Source organism: Edaphobacillus lindanitolerans, from assembly GCF_900156305.1.
Classification (GTDB): Bacteria; Bacillota; Bacilli; order Bacillales_A; family Planococcaceae; genus Bhargavaea; species Bhargavaea lindanitolerans.
The window spans coordinates 139,670-157,176 of record NZ_FTPL01000001.1 but is presented as its reverse complement, the minus strand read 5'-3'; the positions used below and the strand labels follow the sequence as shown (position 1 = coordinate 157,176).

At 58.9% G+C, this 17,507-nt stretch carries 18 protein-coding genes; 14 read left to right on the top strand and 4 right to left on the bottom strand.

Annotated elements, in window-relative coordinates; all coding sequences use genetic code 11:
* Positions 1 to 11 precede the first annotated feature (11 nt).
* From glpK to hfq, 5 genes are read left to right on the top strand one after another with little or no spacing between them, the layout of a single operon-like run.
* A complete protein-coding gene (glpK, locus tag B0B07_RS00760; RefSeq protein ID WP_076756468.1) occupies positions 12 to 1,502 on the top strand; it encodes a glycerol kinase GlpK in 1,491 nt (496 codons plus the stop codon).
* A gap of 51 nt (positions 1,503 to 1,553) precedes the next feature.
* Positions 1,554 to 3,185 (top strand): glycerol-3-phosphate dehydrogenase/oxidase, encoded by a 1,632-nt coding sequence (locus B0B07_RS00755; RefSeq protein ID WP_084186487.1) that lies wholly within the window; start codon positions 1,554 to 1,556, stop codon positions 3,183 to 3,185.
* Positions 3,186 to 3,192: 7 nt separating this feature from the next.
* Positions 3,193 to 4,116 carry an alpha/beta fold hydrolase gene (locus B0B07_RS00750; protein WP_076756467.1) on the top strand — a complete coding sequence of 308 codons (924 nt, stop codon included), beginning with the start codon at positions 3,193 to 3,195 and terminating at the stop codon, positions 4,114 to 4,116.
* A gap of 5 nt (positions 4,117 to 4,121) precedes the next feature.
* Positions 4,122 to 5,057 carry a tRNA (adenosine(37)-N6)-dimethylallyltransferase MiaA gene (gene miaA, locus B0B07_RS00745; RefSeq protein WP_407643859.1) on the top strand — a complete coding sequence of 312 codons (936 nt, stop codon included), beginning with the start codon at positions 4,122 to 4,124 and terminating at the stop codon, positions 5,055 to 5,057.
* Between the two features lie 48 nt (positions 5,058 to 5,105).
* A complete protein-coding gene (gene hfq, locus B0B07_RS00740) occupies positions 5,106 to 5,345 on the top strand; it encodes an RNA chaperone Hfq (RefSeq protein WP_076756465.1) in 240 nt (79 codons plus the stop codon).
* 53 nt (positions 5,346 to 5,398) lie between these two features.
* Here hfq and B0B07_RS00735 read toward each other — a convergent pair whose 3' ends face one another.
* Positions 5,399 to 6,013 (bottom strand): trimeric intracellular cation channel family protein, encoded by a 615-nt coding sequence (locus tag B0B07_RS00735; protein WP_076756464.1) that lies wholly within the window; start codon positions 6,011 to 6,013, stop codon positions 5,399 to 5,401.
* A gap of 145 nt (positions 6,014 to 6,158) precedes the next feature.
* Here B0B07_RS00735 and B0B07_RS00730 point away from each other — a divergent pair, with 145 nt between their 5' ends.
* Both B0B07_RS00730 and glnA read left to right on the top strand, forming a co-directional pair.
* Positions 6,159 to 7,439, top strand: coding sequence for a methionine gamma-lyase family protein (locus B0B07_RS00730; protein WP_076757445.1), 1,281 nt, complete (start codon positions 6,159 to 6,161; stop codon positions 7,437 to 7,439).
* 20 nt (positions 7,440 to 7,459) lie between these two features.
* Positions 7,460 to 8,794, top strand: a complete 1,335-nt coding sequence (glnA, locus tag B0B07_RS00725; protein WP_076757444.1) for a type I glutamate--ammonia ligase — start codon at positions 7,460 to 7,462, stop codon at positions 8,792 to 8,794.
* Between the two features lie 241 nt (positions 8,795 to 9,035).
* Here the strand turns inward: glnA and lexA are convergent, their stop codons facing one another.
* The gene (gene lexA / locus B0B07_RS00720) at positions 9,036 to 9,656 is read right to left on the bottom strand and encodes a transcriptional repressor LexA (protein ID WP_076756463.1); all 621 of its coding nucleotides are present in this window, start codon (positions 9,654 to 9,656) and stop codon (positions 9,036 to 9,038) included.
* A 169-nt stretch (positions 9,657 to 9,825) separates the two neighbouring features.
* On the opposite strand from lexA, the gene yneA reads away from it, so the two are divergent.
* The 6 genes from yneA (at position 9,826) to B0B07_RS00690 (ending at position 14,296) form a co-directional block, all read left to right on the top strand.
* On the top strand, positions 9,826 to 10,134 hold the full coding sequence (yneA, locus tag B0B07_RS00715; protein ID WP_076756462.1) for a cell division suppressor protein YneA: 309 nt from the start codon (positions 9,826 to 9,828) through the stop codon (positions 10,132 to 10,134).
* Positions 10,131 to 10,799 (top strand): YneB family resolvase-like protein, encoded by a 669-nt coding sequence (locus B0B07_RS00710; RefSeq protein ID WP_076756461.1) that lies wholly within the window; start codon positions 10,131 to 10,133, stop codon positions 10,797 to 10,799. Before yneA ends, B0B07_RS00710 begins: the two co-directional genes overlap by 4 nt.
* A 187-nt stretch (positions 10,800 to 10,986) precedes the next feature.
* Complete coding sequence (locus B0B07_RS00705; protein WP_076756460.1) at positions 10,987 to 11,220, top strand: DUF896 domain-containing protein; 234 nt, start codon at positions 10,987 to 10,989, stop codon at positions 11,218 to 11,220.
* Between the two features lie 87 nt (positions 11,221 to 11,307).
* Positions 11,308 to 13,311: a transketolase gene (tkt, locus tag B0B07_RS00700; protein ID WP_076756459.1), complete on the top strand. Its 2,004-nt coding sequence runs from the start codon at positions 11,308 to 11,310 to the stop codon at positions 13,309 to 13,311.
* 217 nt (positions 13,312 to 13,528) lie between these two features.
* A complete protein-coding gene (gene sirA / locus B0B07_RS00695) occupies positions 13,529 to 14,005 on the top strand; it encodes a sporulation inhibitor of replication protein SirA (protein WP_076756458.1) in 477 nt (158 codons plus the stop codon).
* A gap of 69 nt (positions 14,006 to 14,074) precedes the next feature.
* Positions 14,075 to 14,296 (top strand): YneF family protein, encoded by a 222-nt coding sequence (locus tag B0B07_RS00690; protein ID WP_076756457.1) that lies wholly within the window; start codon positions 14,075 to 14,077, stop codon positions 14,294 to 14,296.
* Positions 14,297 to 14,336: 40 nt separating this feature from the next.
* On the opposite strand, the gene B0B07_RS00685 is transcribed toward B0B07_RS00690, so the two are convergent.
* Positions 14,337 to 15,302, bottom strand: coding sequence for an alpha/beta hydrolase (locus B0B07_RS00685; RefSeq protein WP_234982225.1), 966 nt, complete (start codon positions 15,300 to 15,302; stop codon positions 14,337 to 14,339).
* A 23-nt stretch (positions 15,303 to 15,325) separates the two neighbouring features.
* The gene (locus B0B07_RS00680; RefSeq protein WP_076756455.1) at positions 15,326 to 16,231 is read right to left on the bottom strand and encodes a hydroxymethylglutaryl-CoA lyase; all 906 of its coding nucleotides are present in this window, start codon (positions 16,229 to 16,231) and stop codon (positions 15,326 to 15,328) included.
* Positions 16,232 to 16,313: 82 nt separating this feature from the next.
* On the opposite strand from B0B07_RS00680, the gene B0B07_RS00675 reads away from it, so the two are divergent.
* Positions 16,314 to 17,498, top strand: a complete 1,185-nt coding sequence (locus B0B07_RS00675; RefSeq protein WP_076756454.1) for an acetyl-CoA C-acetyltransferase — start codon at positions 16,314 to 16,316, stop codon at positions 17,496 to 17,498.
* Positions 17,499 to 17,507: the final 9 nt, after the last annotated feature.

Sequence of the window (17,507 nt, the reverse complement as noted above, 5' to 3'; positions counted from 1 at the left end):
GGGAGAGGCGGATGGACAAGTACATCCTGTCGATCGACCAGGGAACGACCAGTTCCCGCGCCATCCTGTTCGACCGGGAAGGCCGCAAAGTGCACAGTGCCCAGCAGGAATTCCGGCAATACTTTCCGCAGCCGGGCTGGGTGGAACATGATGCCAATGAAATCTGGGGATCCGTCCTGTCCTGCATCGCAGCGGTTCTGAGCGAAAGCGGGATCAGCGAGAAGCAGATCGCAGGCATCGGCATTACGAACCAGCGCGAGACGACTGTGATCTGGAATAAAAAGACAGGCAGACCCGTTCACCGGGCGATCGTCTGGCAATCCAGGCAGACCCAGCCGATCATCGATGAGTTGAAAGCGGGCGGATATGAAGATCTGTTCCGGCAGAAGACCGGTCTTGTGCTCGATCCGTATTTTTCCGGTACGAAGGTGAAGTGGATCCTCGACAGAGTGGGCGGGGCAAGGAAAAAGGCGGAAGCCGGAGACCTGCTGTTCGGCACAATCGACAGCTTCCTCATCTGGAAGCTGTCCGGCGGCTCGGTGCACGTGACGGATGTTTCCAATGCCTCCCGGACGCTTCTGTATAACATCAGAGACCAGAAATGGGACGAAGAACTGTGCCGCATCCTCGATGTTCCCCCTGAAATGCTGCCGGAAGTCCGTCCGTCCTCGGAAGTGTATGCCGATACATCACCGACCGTTTTCTTCGGTGAGCGGGTGCCGATCGCAGGGGCGGCCGGCGACCAGCAGGCCGCCCTGTTCGGCCAAGCCTGCTTTGAACAGGGGATGGCAAAAAACACGTACGGAACCGGCTGCTTCATGCTCATGAACACCGGGGACGAACCGGTCACGTCCAGGCACGGCCTGCTCACGACGGTCGCCTGGGACATCGGGGACGGCATCCGGTATGCACTCGAAGGCAGCGTGTTCGTCGCCGGTTCCGCCGTCCAGTGGCTCCGGGACGGGCTACGCATGCTGAAGTCGGCAGGGGACAGCGAGGACTATGCCCGCCGGGTGGATTCCACCGACGGCGTTTACGTCGTCCCTGCATTTGTCGGACTCGGTACGCCGTATTGGGACTCGGAAGTCCGGGGTGCCGTGTTCGGGCTGACACGCGGCACGGACAAAGAACACTTTGTGCGTGCAACGCTTGAATCGCTCGCTTACCAGACGAAAGATGTGCTCGATGCGATGGAAAGCGACTCGGGCCTGTCCGTGGAGAATCTGCGGGTGGACGGGGGCGCGGTGTCCAATTCGTTCCTCATGCAGTTCCAGGCGGATATCCTTCAGGGCAAGGTCGAGCTGTCGGAGTTCCATGAAACGACCGCACTCGGCGCCGCCTATCTGGCGGGGCTGTCGACCGGCTTCTGGCAGGACTGCGACGAGATCGCCGACATGTGGCGCAGCCGGAAGTCCTTCCATCCGCTGATGGAGCAGGAAGAACGCGACCGTCTGTACGGCGGCTGGCAAAAGGCCGTGGCGGCAGCGCGGATGTTCAAGTGAACGGCGGGAAGCCAAGCCCGTGACTGATGGATCAATTTAGGAGGCGATCGGATGTTTTCTACATTGCTACGACCGAAGATGAAGCAGCAGGCGGCGGAATTCCGTTTTGATGTCCTGGTGATCGGAGGGGGCGTCACGGGTGCCGGAATCGCGCTTGATGCAGTGACGAGGGGCATGTCGGTGCTCCTCGTGGAGATGCAGGACTTTGCCGAGGGCACATCCAGCCGGTCCACGAAACTCATCCATGGCGGCCTGCGCTACCTCAAGCAGATGGAGCTGAAGATCGTCGCGGAGACCGGGAGGGAGCGGAAAGTCGTCTTTGAAAATGCCCCTCACGTCACGGAGCCCGAGCGGATGCTGCTGCCGTTCTACAAGGGAGGCACATTCGGCCCCTTCATGACTTCCGCCGGCCTGGCGGTGTACGACCGCCTGGCGGGAGTGGACAAGGATGAACGGCGGAAAATGCTGTCACCCGAAGAAACGCTCAGCCTCGAACCGCTGCTCAATCAGGAAGGCCTGCTCGGGGGCGGCCATTACGTGGAATACCGGACGGACGATGCGCGCCTGACGATCGAAGTGCTGAAGAAGGCCGCCGAGAAGGGGGCGGTCTGCCTCAACTACTGCAAAGCCGAATCATTTGTGTATGAAGGCGGACGCGTGTCCGGCGCCTGGATCCGCGACATGTTCGACGGCTCGGTATTCCGGGCGGACGCCGGACATGTGGTGAATGCCGCCGGCCCGTGGGTCGACACCGTGAGACAGCTGGACGGCAAAGGGAACAACAAGCATCTGAAGTTGTCCAAAGGCGCCCACATCGTCGTTGACCAGTCCCGGTTCCCGCTTCGGCAGGCGATTTACTTTGACAGCCAGGACGGACGGATGATCTTTGCCATCCCGAGAGGCGGGAAGGCCTATGTCGGAACGACCGACACGTTTTATGAAGGCGATCCGGGGGAGGTCCTGGCATCCGAGGAAGACATCCGTTATCTGATCGAAGCGGCAAACGGAATTTTCCCGGACGTGCGGCTGCACAGGGGGGATGTCGAGTCTGCCTGGGCCGGCGTCCGTCCGCTGATCCATCAGGAAGGAAAAGACCCCTCGGAGATTTCACGGAAAGACGAAATCTGGGAATCCGACAGCGGGCTGCTGACCATTGCGGGCGGCAAGCTGACCGGATACCGGAAGATGGCGGAGCACGTGGTCGACCAGATAGCGGAGCGACGTCCATCCGGCGGGTGGGGGCCTTGCGTGACGAAGCATCTGCCGCTGTCCGGGGGCGATTTCGCCCGTCCCGAAGATCTCCCGCGCTTTATCGAAGGCAAAGCGAACGAGGCGGAACTGTACGGGCTGACCCGCGAGGAAGGCAGGGAAATCGCCGCGTTCTACGGTACGAATGCGGATGCGGTATTCAAGTTTGCCCACGCGGCCGGTGAAGGGGACGGGCTCAGTCCGGCAGACAGGGGCCGGATCCTTTATTCGATCCACGAGGAGATGGCGGCCTGCCCGGCCGACTTCCTGGTCAGGCGGACAGGCTGGATGTTCTTTGATGTGGAGAAGGCGAAGAAGATCGGCGGACAGACGGCCGACTATATGAACCGGATGCTCGGGAAGGCGGCAGTCCGGAAGGGCGGATCAAACGGACCCGCTCGGCTGCCCGGAGGCACCGACGTCACGGAAGGATGATGCATCGATGGAAAGAATGACGATTCAAACAACCGACGGGCATATGATCAGTGCCTTCGTACTGGAACCCGCCGCGAAGCCGATCGGCCATATCCATCTCCTGCACGGGATGGCAGAGCATATCGGGCGGTACGGCGGATTTGCGGAGAAGCTGCGGGAAGCAGGCTATCTCGTCAGCGGGCATGACCACCGCGGACACGGGGAAACCTGGCGGTTGAACGGGACCAAGGGGTATTTCGCAGAGGAGAACGGCTTTGAGCGGGTTGTCCGTGATGCGTTTGAAGTCATCACGGCAGTGCGGGAAAAGCACCCGTCACCAAACCTCATCCTGTTCGGACACAGCATGGGCTCATTCGTCGCGAGGCGATATGCCCAATTGTTCGGCAATACCCTGGACGGGGCGATATTCATGGGTTCCGGTGCCCATCCGGGTCCGGTCATCGCCGGCGGGCGGCTGCTGGCCGGCGCCTATACGGCCGCCGGAGCCGGGAAAGAACCGAACCAGCTGCTGAATTCGCTCACGTTCGGCCGGTACAACAGCCGGTTCGGAGATGCAGATACTCCATTCGCCTGGCTGTCCGATGACGCGGAGGAGGTCCGGGCGTATATGGACGATGAAGACAGCGGGTTCGTATCGACGACCGGCCTGTTCTCCGACCTGTTCGACGGGCTTGACCTGATCCACCGGGACCGCGAAATCCGCAGGATGCCGGCAACCCTGCCGATCCTGTTCATTTCCGGTGCGTCCGATCCGGTCGGCGCAGACGGCAAAGGCATCTTCAAAGCCGCGGAGCAGCTTGTGAAGAACGGCGTCCAAGACGTGACCGTCCACCTCGTGGAGGATGGCCGCCACGAAATCCTTCATTCCCGCCACCGTGACGAAGTGACCCGCTTCCTTGTCGGCTGGCTTGAAAGATGGAGGGAGAGATGAGCGTCATGCCCGAGGTTGTGGCCATCGTGGGTCCGACCGCTTCGGGGAAGACGGCACTCAGCGTCCGGCTTGCCGAGGAAACCGGCGGGGAAATCATCAACGGCGATGCCCTGCAAGTGTACAGAGGCCTGGATATCGGCACGGCCAAGATCACCGAAGAGGAAAAGCGCGGCGTCCCCCATCATCTGTTCGATATTCTCGAGCCTTCCGACAGCTTCTCGGTGTTCGACTATCAGGAGCGGGTCCGCGGCAAGATCCGTGAGATCAACAGCCGGGGAAGGCTGCCGATCCTTGTCGGCGGGACGGGCCTGTACGTGCAGGCGGTCCTGTTTGACTTCAGGTTCACGGACCAGAAGTCGGATCCGGCATTCCGGAGCGAGATGGAACAGCTGCTCGAACAGAACGGCCCCGAAGCCCTCCACGCAGAACTGGCCCGGCTTGATCCCGATGCGGCGCTCAGCATCCATCCGAACAACACGAGACGGGTCCTCAGGGCGCTCGAAATTGTCGGCGTGACCGGCAGGCCGAGGGCGGAACTGGAGGACTCGGGGAACCGCCGTCCGGTCTTCCGGCATCTCCTCACCGGGCTGGACATGGACCGGGAGAAACTGTACGAACGGATCAACCTGCGGTTCGACCTGATGATGGAAGCGGGCTTCGCGGAAGAAGTCCGGCGTCTTGCGGAGGCGGGGTTGACCGGCGCGCAGTCGATGAAGGCGATCGGATACCGGGAGATCGCCTCCGCACTGTCCGGCGAGATCCCGATGGAAGAGGCGCTCGAACTGGCAAAGCGGAACACGAGGCGCTATGCAAAGAGGCAGCTCACCTACTTCCGCAACAAGCTCGATGTGCACTGGTTGGACGCGGAAGAGGGAACAGAAAAGAATTTGTCCCAAATTCTGAATTTGTTGAAGGAATTCGGAGCCGGGAGCCGAATCTAACTATTATCGGAGCGATCCATCAAAAAGAGAGAGCGGAGGAGTTATGCAATGAAGCCGGTCAATATCCAGGACACATTCCTGAACCAACTGCGCAAAAACGGTGTCTTCGTCACCGTCTTCCTGACGAACGGGTTCCAGCTCAAGGGACAGATCAAGTCTTATGACAATTTCACCGTCCTGCTCGACTCGGACGGCAAGCAGCAGCTGATCTACAAACATGCCATTTCCACTTTCGTGCCTCAGCGCCCGGTCAACCTGGCGCCGCCGGAAGCGAAAACAGAAGAATAAAAAAGCCTCCGGACGCGCTTGGCGCCTTTCCGGAGGCTTTTTCTGTGCATGGATCATTCCGGCTTCGAAATCCCGAGCTTCCGGACCGGTAGCCGCCAGCCATATTTAGCCGACAGGATCCGGAGCACCGCCACGGTTCCGGCCACGAAGTACAGGCCTGCATCCGCAGCATCCGCCCCGAGAGTGACCGCAAGGCCCGCCAGCGCCGCCCATACTGCATAGATTTCCTTCCGGAGGACGAGCGGCCGCCTGCCCGCAAGCAGGTCACGGATCATCCCGCCGCCCGCTCCCGTCAGGACGGCCGCCACGATTGTCGCGGACATGCCGAGCTCCAGCCGGACGGCAATCATGGCGCCCTGCACGGCAAATGCCGCAAGCCCGACCGCATCAAAAGCCGTTCCCCATCTCGCCCAGTGCCGGATCAGGCGGTTCGGGAACAGGAAGATGACCGTGATCGAAACGAGCGCAATCCGGAACAGCATTTCCTGCTCCCACAATGCGGAAACCGGAACGCCGATGAGAATGTTCCGGAACGCACCGCCGCCGAAAGCCGTGACCACCCCGAGCATATAAACCCCGAACAGGTCGTATTCTTCTTCCATTGCGATGATGGCACCCGAAACTGCAAACGCTGCGGTCCCAATTATACTCAGCACTTCCCAAGCCAATTTCATTCCTCCCAGTCTTACGCCGGACCGGCCGGCTGCCATCCAAAAGTGTATCAGAGAAGCCGGATGATGCAAGCCGCCGAACCGGTCTTCGCGGGCATGGTATACTGGTGTGGTGAATCTACGCAACAGAGGAGACATCATGATGAATCAAAATTTGAACACACAGCCGGCAGCGGCGGACCGGATCACGCGTTGGAAAGGGGAGGCGGAACAGAAAATCGCCCCGTTCCTGAAGAGGGCAGATGACACCGCACTGTTCAATCAGGCCAAAGTGCTTGCGGCCTTCCGGGAAAACCGGGTGTCCGACCATCATATGAATCCGTCGACCGGATACGGATATGACGACGAAGGACGGGATGTCCTTGAGCGCGTCTATGCCTCGGCATTCGGGGCCGAAGCCGCACTCGTCCGCAATCAGATCATCTCCGGGACGCATGCGATCTCGATTGCACTGTTCGGCATCCTCCGGCCGGGGGATGAACTGCTTTACATAACGGGCGAACCGTACGACACGCTCGCTTCCATCGTTTCAGGTCCAGACGGGCAGGATACAGGTTCCCTGAAGGATTTCGGCATTTCCTACCGCCACATTGATCTGAATGAAGACGGCACGGTGGATTTCGACGCCGTGCGCAAGGCTGTCGGCGAACGGACGAAGATGATCGCGATCCAGCGTTCGAAGGGGTATTCATCCCGCCCCAGCTTCACGGTCGCGCAGATCGGCGAAATGGTGAAGGAAATACGCGAAATCAAGCCGGATGCGGTCATCTTCACGGACAACTGCTACGGGGAATTTGTGGAAGAGCGCGAGCCGACGGAAGTCGGGGTCGACCTGATGGCCGGCTCCCTCATTAAGAACCCGGGCGGCGGCCTGGCCAAAACGGGCGGATATCTCGCCGGCCGGGCGGGCCTGATCGAGAAATGCGCTTACCGGATGACTTCTCCGGGTATAGGAGCAGAGGCGGGAGCTTCTCTCGGAACGCTGCCCGATATGTACCAGGGATTTTTCCTGGCACCTCATGTGACGGCGCAGGCGGTGAAGGGGGCGATCTTCACGTCGGCGATGCTGGAGTCGGCCGGAATGGATACGTCCCCCCATTACACGGCAGGCCGGACGGATCTGATCCAGTCGGTCTCATTTGACAGTGCCGGCCAGATGATCCGGTTCTGCGGTGAAATCCAGGCCAACTCCCCGGTCAATGCCCACTTCGCGCCGGTGCCGTCCTACATGCCGGGCTACGAAGACGACGTCATCATGGCAGCCGGAACATTCGTCCAGGGATCGAGCATCGAGCTGACGGCAGACGGACCGATCCGGCCGCCGTACACGGCATATATCCAGGGCGGCCTGACGTTTGAGCATGTCCAGATCGCCATCATGAACGCCCTCCGGACCCTGGAGAAAGAGGGACTGCTTGAATAATTGAAAGGATGATAAAGACTGTGAAGAAAATTACAAAGGAAGACATCAAAAGTGATATACGGGAGCGGAATGTCAACTTTATCCGCCTGCAGTTCACCGACATTCTCGGCACGGTGAAAAACGTGGAAATCCCGGTTTCCCAGATTGACAAGGCTCTCGATAACAAAATGATGTTCGACGGTTCGTCGATCGAAGGGTTCGTCCGGATCGAGGAATCCGACATGTATCTCGTCCCGGACCTTGACACCTGGACGGTGTTCCAGTGGGATACCGGAACGGGCAGCGTGGCACGGCTCATCTGTGATGTCCACCGGTCTGACGGCACTCCGTTTGAAGGGGACCCGAGAAGCAACCTGAAGCGCCTCCTCAAAGAGATGGAGGACCTCGGCTTCACCCACTTCAATATCGGGCCGGAACCGGAATTCTTCCTGTTCAAGCTCGGAGCGGACGGAGAGCCCAGCCTGGAGCTGAATGACTACGGCGGCTACTTCGACCTGGCGCCGACCGACCTCGGCGAAAATTGCCGCCGCGATATCGTCCTTGAGCTCGAGTCGCTCGGATTTGAGATCGAGGCATCCCACCATGAGAACGCCCCGGGGCAGCATGAGATCGACTTCAAGTATGCCGATGCCATCCGCGCCTGCGACAATATCCAGACGTTCAAGCTTGTCGTCAAGACGATCGCCCGGAAGCATGGATTGCATGCGACCTTCATGCCGAAGCCGCTGTTCGGTGTGGCCGGCTCCGGCATGCACTGCAACATGTCGCTGTTCAAGGGCGGCAAAAACGTCTTTGAAAATCCGGAAGGCGAGGAAGGGCTGAGCGAAGAGGCGTTCCAGTTTATGGCCGGCCTCCTGCGTCATGCCCACGGATTCACGGCGATCACCAACCCGACGGTGAACTCATACAAGCGTCTGGTTCCCGGATACGAGGCGCCGGTCTATGTCGCCTGGTCCGGCACAAACCGGAGCCCGCTCATCCGCATTCCGACCTCACGCGGGCTGAGCACACGGATCGAAGTCCGTTCCGTCGACCCGTCGGCCAATCCGTACCTGGCCATGGCCGTGCTTCTCGGTGCAGGCCTGGAAGGGGTCCGCAGGAGCATGGAGCCGCCCGAGTCGGTGGATGAGAACATCTATGAGATGAGCCTGCGCGAACGCCGCAGCATGGGGATCGAGGATCTTCCGGCCAGCCTGAAGGAAGCCCTCGACCAGCTGGAAAAAGACGAGGTCATCAAACGGGCGCTCGGCAATCACATCTACAAAAACTTCATGGATACGAAGGAAGCGGAGTGGAACATGTTCCGCACCGCCGTCCATCCGTGGGAACGCGAACAGTATATGAAGATGTACTGAGCAGCTTGTAAAAGCCGGCCGGAAAGCGGATTACGGGCTTTCCACTGAATGATTCATCAAGCCGAGCAAACTAAAAAAAGGCGAGATTGTCCCCAGAAAATGGGTCGCAATCTCGCCTTTTTTGCGTTGTTTGGAAACCGCGGCATGAACTCAAGGTGATTTCCGCGCATGCTTCCGGACCGGGGCACATAAATATGGGTGTCCGGACAACCCTGGTCGGCTGTCCGGACACCCGGCCGGATCATTGGATATGGCGGTAGACCCCGATCACTTTGCCGAGGACGGAGACATTCTCCACGACAATCGGATCCATCGAGGAGTTCTCGGGCTGCAGCCGGAAATGGCCGTCTTCCTTGAAGAAGCGTTTGACCGTCGCTTCATCCTCTTCGGTCATGGCTACGACGATCTCGCCGTTGTTGGCCGTGCTCTGCTGCCTGACCACGACGTAGTCGCCGTTCAGGATTCCGGCTTCGATCATGGATTCACCCATGATTTCGAGCATGAACAGCTGATCTTCCGAGCCGCCGTATGTTTCAGGGAGCGGAAAATATTCCTCGATGTTCTCCACTGCCGTGATCGGGAGGCCGGCCGTGACTTTCCCGACGACCGGCACGTGGACGACATGCGGCTTTTCGACGCTCCCGCCGTCCAGCTCAAGAATCTCGATTGCCCGCGGCTTTGTCGGGTCGCGGCGGATGAGTCCCTTGTTCTCCAGGCGCGCGAGGTGCCCGTGAACGGTGGAGCTGGAGGCGAGGCCGACGGCTTCGCCGATTTCCCTGACGGAAGGCGGGTAGCCTTTTGTCCTGACTTCCTCTTTGATGAAGGTCAGGATCGCCTCCTGCCTCTTGGACATCTTCTTCAATCCATTCACCTCTTCTTTGGCTGTTTCTACTTGTTACCAGTATATCAGCCGTCTCAATGAAATGCAAACATAGGTTCGAAAAAATGAGTTGACAAAAACACACGTTCGCATTAAGATGTGGTTATCATACGAACATGCATTCGAAAATACATATCGGGAGGAATAATTCATGGACTTTATCCGAAAACACTCATTCTCTTTCTCTTTTATTCTGCTGGCGGTCATCGTGGCATTTGCAATGCCCGACGGTCATGAGGAAAGCACCGTCTCCACGATGGAACTGATGGTCACGGAGGGGGATTCGCTCATGTCTCTCCACTCTCAGACCGACACTTCACTGCCCGCAGACAGGTGGGTGGAGGAAGTGCTCAGGCTGAACGGGAAGGAAGACACCCGGCTCCTCGCCGGTGAAACGCTCATCGTTCCCGCCCTTCCTGCATACTCGGACGGAATCCTGCTGGCCGGTGAAGACAAGTGAGCCGGGATGCGGAACACTGCTCGCTCTATTGCCGGGTGAGCACCGACAAGGAAACCCAGGACATGTCGCTTGAGCGGCAGGAAGAAGAGCTGCACGCATTTGCCGGAGAGCTCGGATTCAAAGTGGACGGCGTCTTCAAGGACCGGCACAGCGGATATGACATGGACCGGGACGGACTGCTTGATCTGATTGACCATGTGAGGGAACGCGGCACGGAAGCGGTGTTGATCCAGGATGAGACCCGGCTCGGCAGGGGGAATGCACGGGTCGCCGTCCTCCATCTTCTGTCAAAGGCCGGCGCCTCCACCTATACGCTGACCGACAATGGGCCCGTCGCCCTGAATGAAATGGACACCATGCTGCTGGACATCCTGGCGATCGTCGAAGAATACCAGCGCAAGATGCATAATGCCAAGATCCGGAGGGGCATGCGGCGTGCCGTGGAAAAAGGATACCGGCCGGAAAAGAACCTGAAGAAAAAAGGGAATCCGGATGGCCGGGAACGGATCGACGTTCCGCTTGCCGAAATCGTGAGCCTGCGGGACAAGGGACTGACTTTCGAGGAAATTGCCTCCACGCTCAGAGGTCTGGGGCACGATGTGAGCAAGGCGACGGTCCACCGCCGCTACAAAGAATATATCGAACACGGGGAGCCGAGCGAATGAGTTGCGCCGCCTCCTCTTTTTTCATAGGCTAAATGAAAGACCCGGCGGACGGGCCTCATCGTCAAAGAGCGGCTCGGGTATCCGGCGGTTCGGAGGCTCGCAGCCGGGTATAGGGTACAAGAACACCGTCAAAGGTACCGGCACGGTTCGCAGCGGCCGCACTTTGAACACCGAAAGGAGATTGACCATGCTTTCACCTGAAAAACTTGCACGCATCAATGAACTCGCATCCAAAAAGAAGACGATCGGACTGTCGATGGAGGAGGCGAAGGAGCAATCGGCGCTTCGCAAGGAATACCTGGACGCCTTCCGTTCCACGATGAAAGATACGATTGAAAATGTGACGGTCATCGACCCGGAGGGCAACGACGTCACCCCGGAAAAAGTGAAGGAAGCGAAAAAAGGGAAGTATCCGAACTGACGGACCCGGCCAGGGCAGGTTGTAAAGAATCCTTTCCTCGACTAAACTATAGAGGCAGTATTATTCGTACGTGAAAGGATGTCGAAAATGCCGACTAACGCAGATGCTCTAGCAATCACCACGATCCGCACGCTGTCCATCGATGCGATCGAAAAAGCCAATTCCGGCCACCCGGGCCTTCCGATGGGAGCCGCCCCGATGGCGTATACCCTCTGGACAAAACACCTCCACCATAATCCGGCCAATCCGAAATGGTTTAACCGGGACCGTTTTGTCCTTTCCGCCGGGCACGGCTCGATGCTGCTCTACAGCCTCCTCCATCTGGGCGGGTACGATCTCCCGCTTGAAGAGATCAAAAATTTCCGCCAGTGGGGATCCAAAACGCCCGGCCACCCGGAATACGGACATACGGCAGGCGTGGAAGCCACTACCGGACCGCTCGGCCAGGGGATCGGGATGGCTGTCGGCATGGCGATGGCCGAAAAGCATCTTGCCGCCGTCTATAACAAGCCGGGCCACGAAATCGTGGATCATCATACATTCGCGCTCTGCGGAGACGGCGACCTCATGGAAGGCGTCGCTTCGGAGGCCATCTCGATGGCCGGGCACTTGCAGCTCGACAAGCTGATCGTCCTCTACGACAGCAACGACATCACGCTCGACGGGGAACTCGGCATGAGCTTCTCGGAAAATGTGAAGAAACGGTTCGAGTCCTACGGGTGGAACTACCTCCGCGTGGAAGACGGCAACGATGTCGAGTCCGTTTCGAATGCGATCGCGGAAGCCAAAGGAAACAAAGGCGGCCCGACGATCATCGAAGTGAAGACGATCATCGGCTACGGATCGCCGAACAAATCCGGCAAGGCGGATGTCCACGGCGCGCCGCTCGGTGAAGACGAGATGAAGCTCGTCAAGGAATACTACAACTGGACGTTCGAACAAGATTTCCATGTGCCGGATGAAGTGTACGAGACATTCCGCGACGCGGCGAAGCGGCAGGGCGAAGAGCCGGAACAGGCATGGAATGAACAGTTTGAAGCGTACCGCAAGGCATATCCGGAAGAAGCGGAACAGTTTGCCGATGCGATCGAAGGCCTCCTTCCGGAAGACTTCGAAAGCGGGCTGCCGGTCTATGAAGCGGGCAAATCGGTTGCAACCCGTTCTGCATCCGGGGATGCCATCAACGCACTTGCCAAAACGGTGCCTTCCCTGTTCGGCGGAAGCGCGGATCTGGCAGGCTCGAACAAGACGACGATCAAAGGTTCATCGGACTTCCTTCCGGATGATTATGCCGGCAGGAACATCTGGTTCGGCGTCCGTGAATTTGCGATGGGCACGGCGCTCAACGGCATGGCGCTGCACGGCGGACTGAAAGTGTTCGGCGGGACGTTCTTCGTCTTCAGCGACTATGTCCGTCCGGCAATCCGTCTGTCCGCACTCATGGGCGTACCGGTCACCTACGTATTCACGCATGACAGCATTGCGGTCGGCGAAGACGGACCGACCCACGAACCTGTGGAGCATCTCGCTTCGCTTCGAGCGATGCCGAATCTGTCCGTGATCCGTCCGGCCGACGGGAACGAAACCGCCGCTGCATGGCAGCTTGCCGTCTCTTCCGGGACAACCCCGACGGTGCTCGTCCTGTCCAGGCAGAACCTGCCTGTGCTCGAACGGTCTGCGGAGCTTGCCGCAGAGGGCGTTGCGAAGGGTGCATACGTGGTTTCTCCTGCGGAAGGCGGCGAACCGGAAGGGCTCCTTCTGGCGACCGGTTCGGAAGTCGGGCTCGCTGTCGAGGCACAGAAACTCCTTGCCGGCGAAGGCATCCGCGTGAACGTCGTTTCGATGCCGTCGTGGGACCGGTTCGAACAGCAGGAAGAAAGCTACAAGGAACAGGTGCTTCCGTCGTCCGTCAAGAAGCGTCTTGCCATTGAAATGGGTGCTTCGTTCGGCTGGCACAAATATGCCGGCGGCGAAGGGGATGTACTGGCGATCGATACATTCGGCGCCAGCGCGCCGGGCGGCACGGTCATGTCCGAATACGGCTTCACACCTGAAAACGTAGTGGCCCGCTTTAAGCAGCTGCTTGGCTGACAGGATGAATGATTATGGCTCCGGAGAGGGATGTCCCTCCCCGGAGCTTTTTTGTGCCTCCGACGCTTACCGGTCCGGTGATTTTGCGGCTGCCGTCCCATGAAGGGCGTGATCCGCTTCCGTCCGTTCGACAAAAGTAGAGGGCTTCTTCTCCGCGGAGAGACAAAATTTTCTGCATAAACCCGGTATGATGGTAAAAAAAAGAGGGGGCACGGTCATGAGGGTTTATACGATTTATGAGGTGAAGGGCGATCACCGGCAGTTTGTCATCGGCCGGGAATCGCTGCTTGAGGAAATGCTCGGCAACGGAGCGGACGGACAGCCGGCCCACCGGGAGGATGGCAGGGAAATCCGTTATCTGTGCAGGCCGATCAGCCGGGATGATGTGTCGGAAACACTCATGAGCCGGCTGGACGGGCGGTTCCCGGAGATGGGAAGGGAAGGGGAGGACCTCGTGTTCCGCCATCCCGTGAAAGGGACCATCCGGATCGGTTTCGGCCCTTACAGCCTGTCGGTCGGATGCGAGGGGACGCGGATGCTGGACCTTGACCTGTTTGCCGGGCTTGCCGGGTCCAGCGGTCATTACTTTGCCGTGAAGCAGGGGAGCCGGGAGTGCGGATGGCTGAAGCCGGTCAGGTTCTGGGAAAGCGGGTTCGTGCCGGTCAGAGAATTATGCGGAAACAGTAGTCGCTGATAATATTTTGTTGTATACTTCTCCTTGGTGCACTATTCGTGAAATCGACTGCACGGAGGAGGAACTCTCATGGCGACCGCTTGGTGGATTGTCCTGATCATCGTTGCTTTGCTCGCCGGGGTGGCTCTCGGCTTTTTCATCGCACGTAAATATATGATGAATTACCTGAAAGAGAACCCGCCGATCAATGAACAGATGATCCGGATGCTGATGATGCAGATGGGGATGAAGCCATCCCAGAAGAAAATCAATCAGATGATGGCCCAGATGAACAAAATGGGCGACAAATGAGTCAAAAGAACGCGCCTCCGGCATGGAGTGCGCGTTCTTTTTATCCCGCCGTATCGTGTGCCTGCCCCTCTTCGGGAAGCAGGCGGTTCTCATCGAGAAAGTCCCTGACCGTATCCTCGTATGCGGCCGGATTCTCATTGAATGACTGGGCGTGTGCCCCTTTTTTGAACAGGCGGATCGCTTTCGGCCCATTTTTCAGCAGGTAGAGTTCCCGGGTCATGTCGGGCGGGATGAAATCGTCTTCCAGGCTATGGATGAAGAGCACCGGTTTTTCGATGTCCGGCACCGAACGTCTCGGGGAGACAAGATCCAGCGTATAGCCGTCGCGCACGCGGAGGAAGAAATTCGCGAGCCGGATGGCGAAGGTCGTCCGGAACGGTGTGTCCCTCCGAAGAATATGCAGCACCTGTTCCGTGAAATCCGAGAACGGGCAGTCCGCGATATAGAAATCCGCTTCGTCTCCGTCCATTCCGGCATACAAGAGGGCGGTGGCGGCGCCCATCGATTCTCCGTGTACACCGATGACGGCACCCTCGCCGGCATATTTCCTCAGCTCCCCGACCACTGCCCCGAGGTCGATTTTTTCATAATGGCCGAAGCTCGTCGTCTTACCTTCCGAGTCCCCGTGGCGCCGATGGTCGTAGATGACGGAATTAAATCCGAGCCGCTCGAACATCCGGGCGTATTTCACGGAGTTGATCTTGTTCTCGGTGACCCCGTGGCTGATGACGGCATAGTGGCGGGTCTGGAGCGGTTCGAGGAGCACCGCCTTGAGCCGGTACCCGTTCGGTGAATCGACCCACCGGTCCTGTTTGGCAACGGAGTCAAACCATCCTTCGTCAAACCGCTTTGCACTGATTTCCCGCTCCCGGATAAACTCATCTTCTTTTTTCTTCATGTACATCAGCCGGTTGGTCGCAATGAATCCTGCGGCAGAGCTGATGGCGGCGGACACCCCGGCAACGATTCCCGTCGCCAGGACGAATTTTCTTCTTTTCGGGCCCAAGAGGTGTCCTCCTTTCCGCATTATTATTTGGGTTGGCCGTTTTGGTGCAAATTATACATGCCGGAGGAGAGTGGACGGGTGACAAAGCCGGCCACTTCATCGACCGCCCGGCAGACACCGGCCACGGAAACGCCCGTTGAGACACCCATCCGTTCCAGCATGTAGACGACGTCCTCGGTTGCCACGTTGCCGGTTGCACCGGGTGCAAACGGGCATCCGCCGAGGCCGCCCGCAGATGTATCGAACCGGTCGACGCCTGCCTGAAGGGATGCAAGTATGTTGGCGAGCGCCATCTTCCGCGTATCATGGAAATGTGCCGTAATGAGCATATCCGGAAGTTCTTCCTTCAGACGCCCGAACAGGCTGTAGCTTTCCGATGGATCCGCCATGCCGATCGTATCCGCGACACTCAGCTCATCCACGCCGAGTCCGGCGAACTCCCTGCACAATCCGAGTGTCCGGTCAGGATCGACGGGACCTTCGAACGGACAGTGGAACGCAGTCGAGATACAGGCCCGGACAAACAGCCCGTCTTCCTTGAGCCGGCGGATCTGCGGCGCGAGGCCTTCCATGCTTTCCGCCGTCGAGCGGTTGATGTTCTTCTTATTGAATGAATCCGTGACCCCGACGAACACGGCGATGCTGTCAGCACCGGAAGCGATGGCATTCTCGATGCCCCGTGCATTCGGAGCCAGCACGAATTGCCGGCCTGTCCGGTGCACCTTCCCCATCACTTCCGCCGCATCCCCCATCTGCGGCACCCATTTCGGCGAGACGAATGAAGTCACTTCCATTTCCAGGATCCCCGCTTTTTGGAGCGACTCGATGAATCGGAGCTTCACGTCCGTGGGCACTTCATTTTTTTCATTCTGAAGTCCGTCACGCGGACCGACCTCGATTATTGTTGCTGTTTTTGGTAAACTGAACATGATAAACCCCCTCCCATCTATCATTTTAAGGATGGAAACGGGACGTGGCAACTTTGCAGGGGTTAGAAAGGGGATTTGGGGCATGTCAAACGAAGTGGTAATTGTAAGCGCTGTCCGGACGGCGATCGGTTCTTTCATGGGGGCGCTGAAGGATGTTCCGGCAACAGAACTTGGCGGGATTGTCATCAAGGAGGCCTTGAACCGGGCAGGCGTCGAGGGCGGATCCGTCGATGAAGTGATCATGGGGAATGTCCTCCAGGCGGGGCTCGGCCAGAACCCGGCCCGCCAGGCTGCGATGAAGGCCGGCCTTCCGGAGACCGTCCCGTCGATGACGATCAACAAAGTGTGCGGCTCGGGGCTCAAGGCCGTCCATCTCGCCGTGCAGGCGATCAAGGCGGGGGACGCCGACATCATCGTGGCAGGCGGCATGGAAAACATGAGCCAGGCGCCATACCTCGTCAAAGGCGCACGTGAAGGATTCAAGATGGGCGACCAGAAGATGGTCGACAGCATGATCTCCGATGGGCTCTGGTGTGCGTTCAACGATTATCATATGGGCATCACGGCCGAGAATCTGTGCGACCGTTACGGCATCAGCCGGGAGGAGCAGGATGAGTTCTCCGCACGGTCCCAGTCCAGGGCCGCGGCCGCAATCGAAGCGGGCAAATTCCGGGATGAGATCGTAGCCGTCGAGATTCCGAAGCGAAAGGGAGATCCCGTCATCTTCGATACGGATGAATATGTGAAGGCCGGGACGACCGCGGACAAGCTCGCAAAACTGCGCCCGGCATTCAAGAAGGAAGGCAGCGTCACGGCCGGCAACGCATCCGGAATCAATGACGGTGCGGCCGCCTTCGTCGTCATGTCCAAGGAAAAGGCCGAAGAGCTCGGCATCCGGCCGCTTGCCGCCATCAAGGCGAATGCCAATGCCGGAGTGGATCCGGCCGTCATGGGGATCGGGCCGGTCCAGGCCGTCCGGAACGTCCTTGAAAAGTCCGGGATGGAACTTGCCGACATGGATCTTGTCGAAGCGAACGAGGCATTCGCGGCCCAGTCGATCGCCGTGGACCGGGAGCTCGGATTTGATCACGACAAGCTCAATGTCAACGGGGGAGCCATTGCGCTCGGCCATCCGATCGGCGCGAGCGGTGCCCGGATCCTGGTGACCCTTCTCCATGAGATGGAGAGGCGGGATGCCAAAAACGGCCTGGCCACACTTTGCATCGGCGGTGGACAGGGAGTCGCGACAATCGTCACCCGGCCGTGATATCCTGTT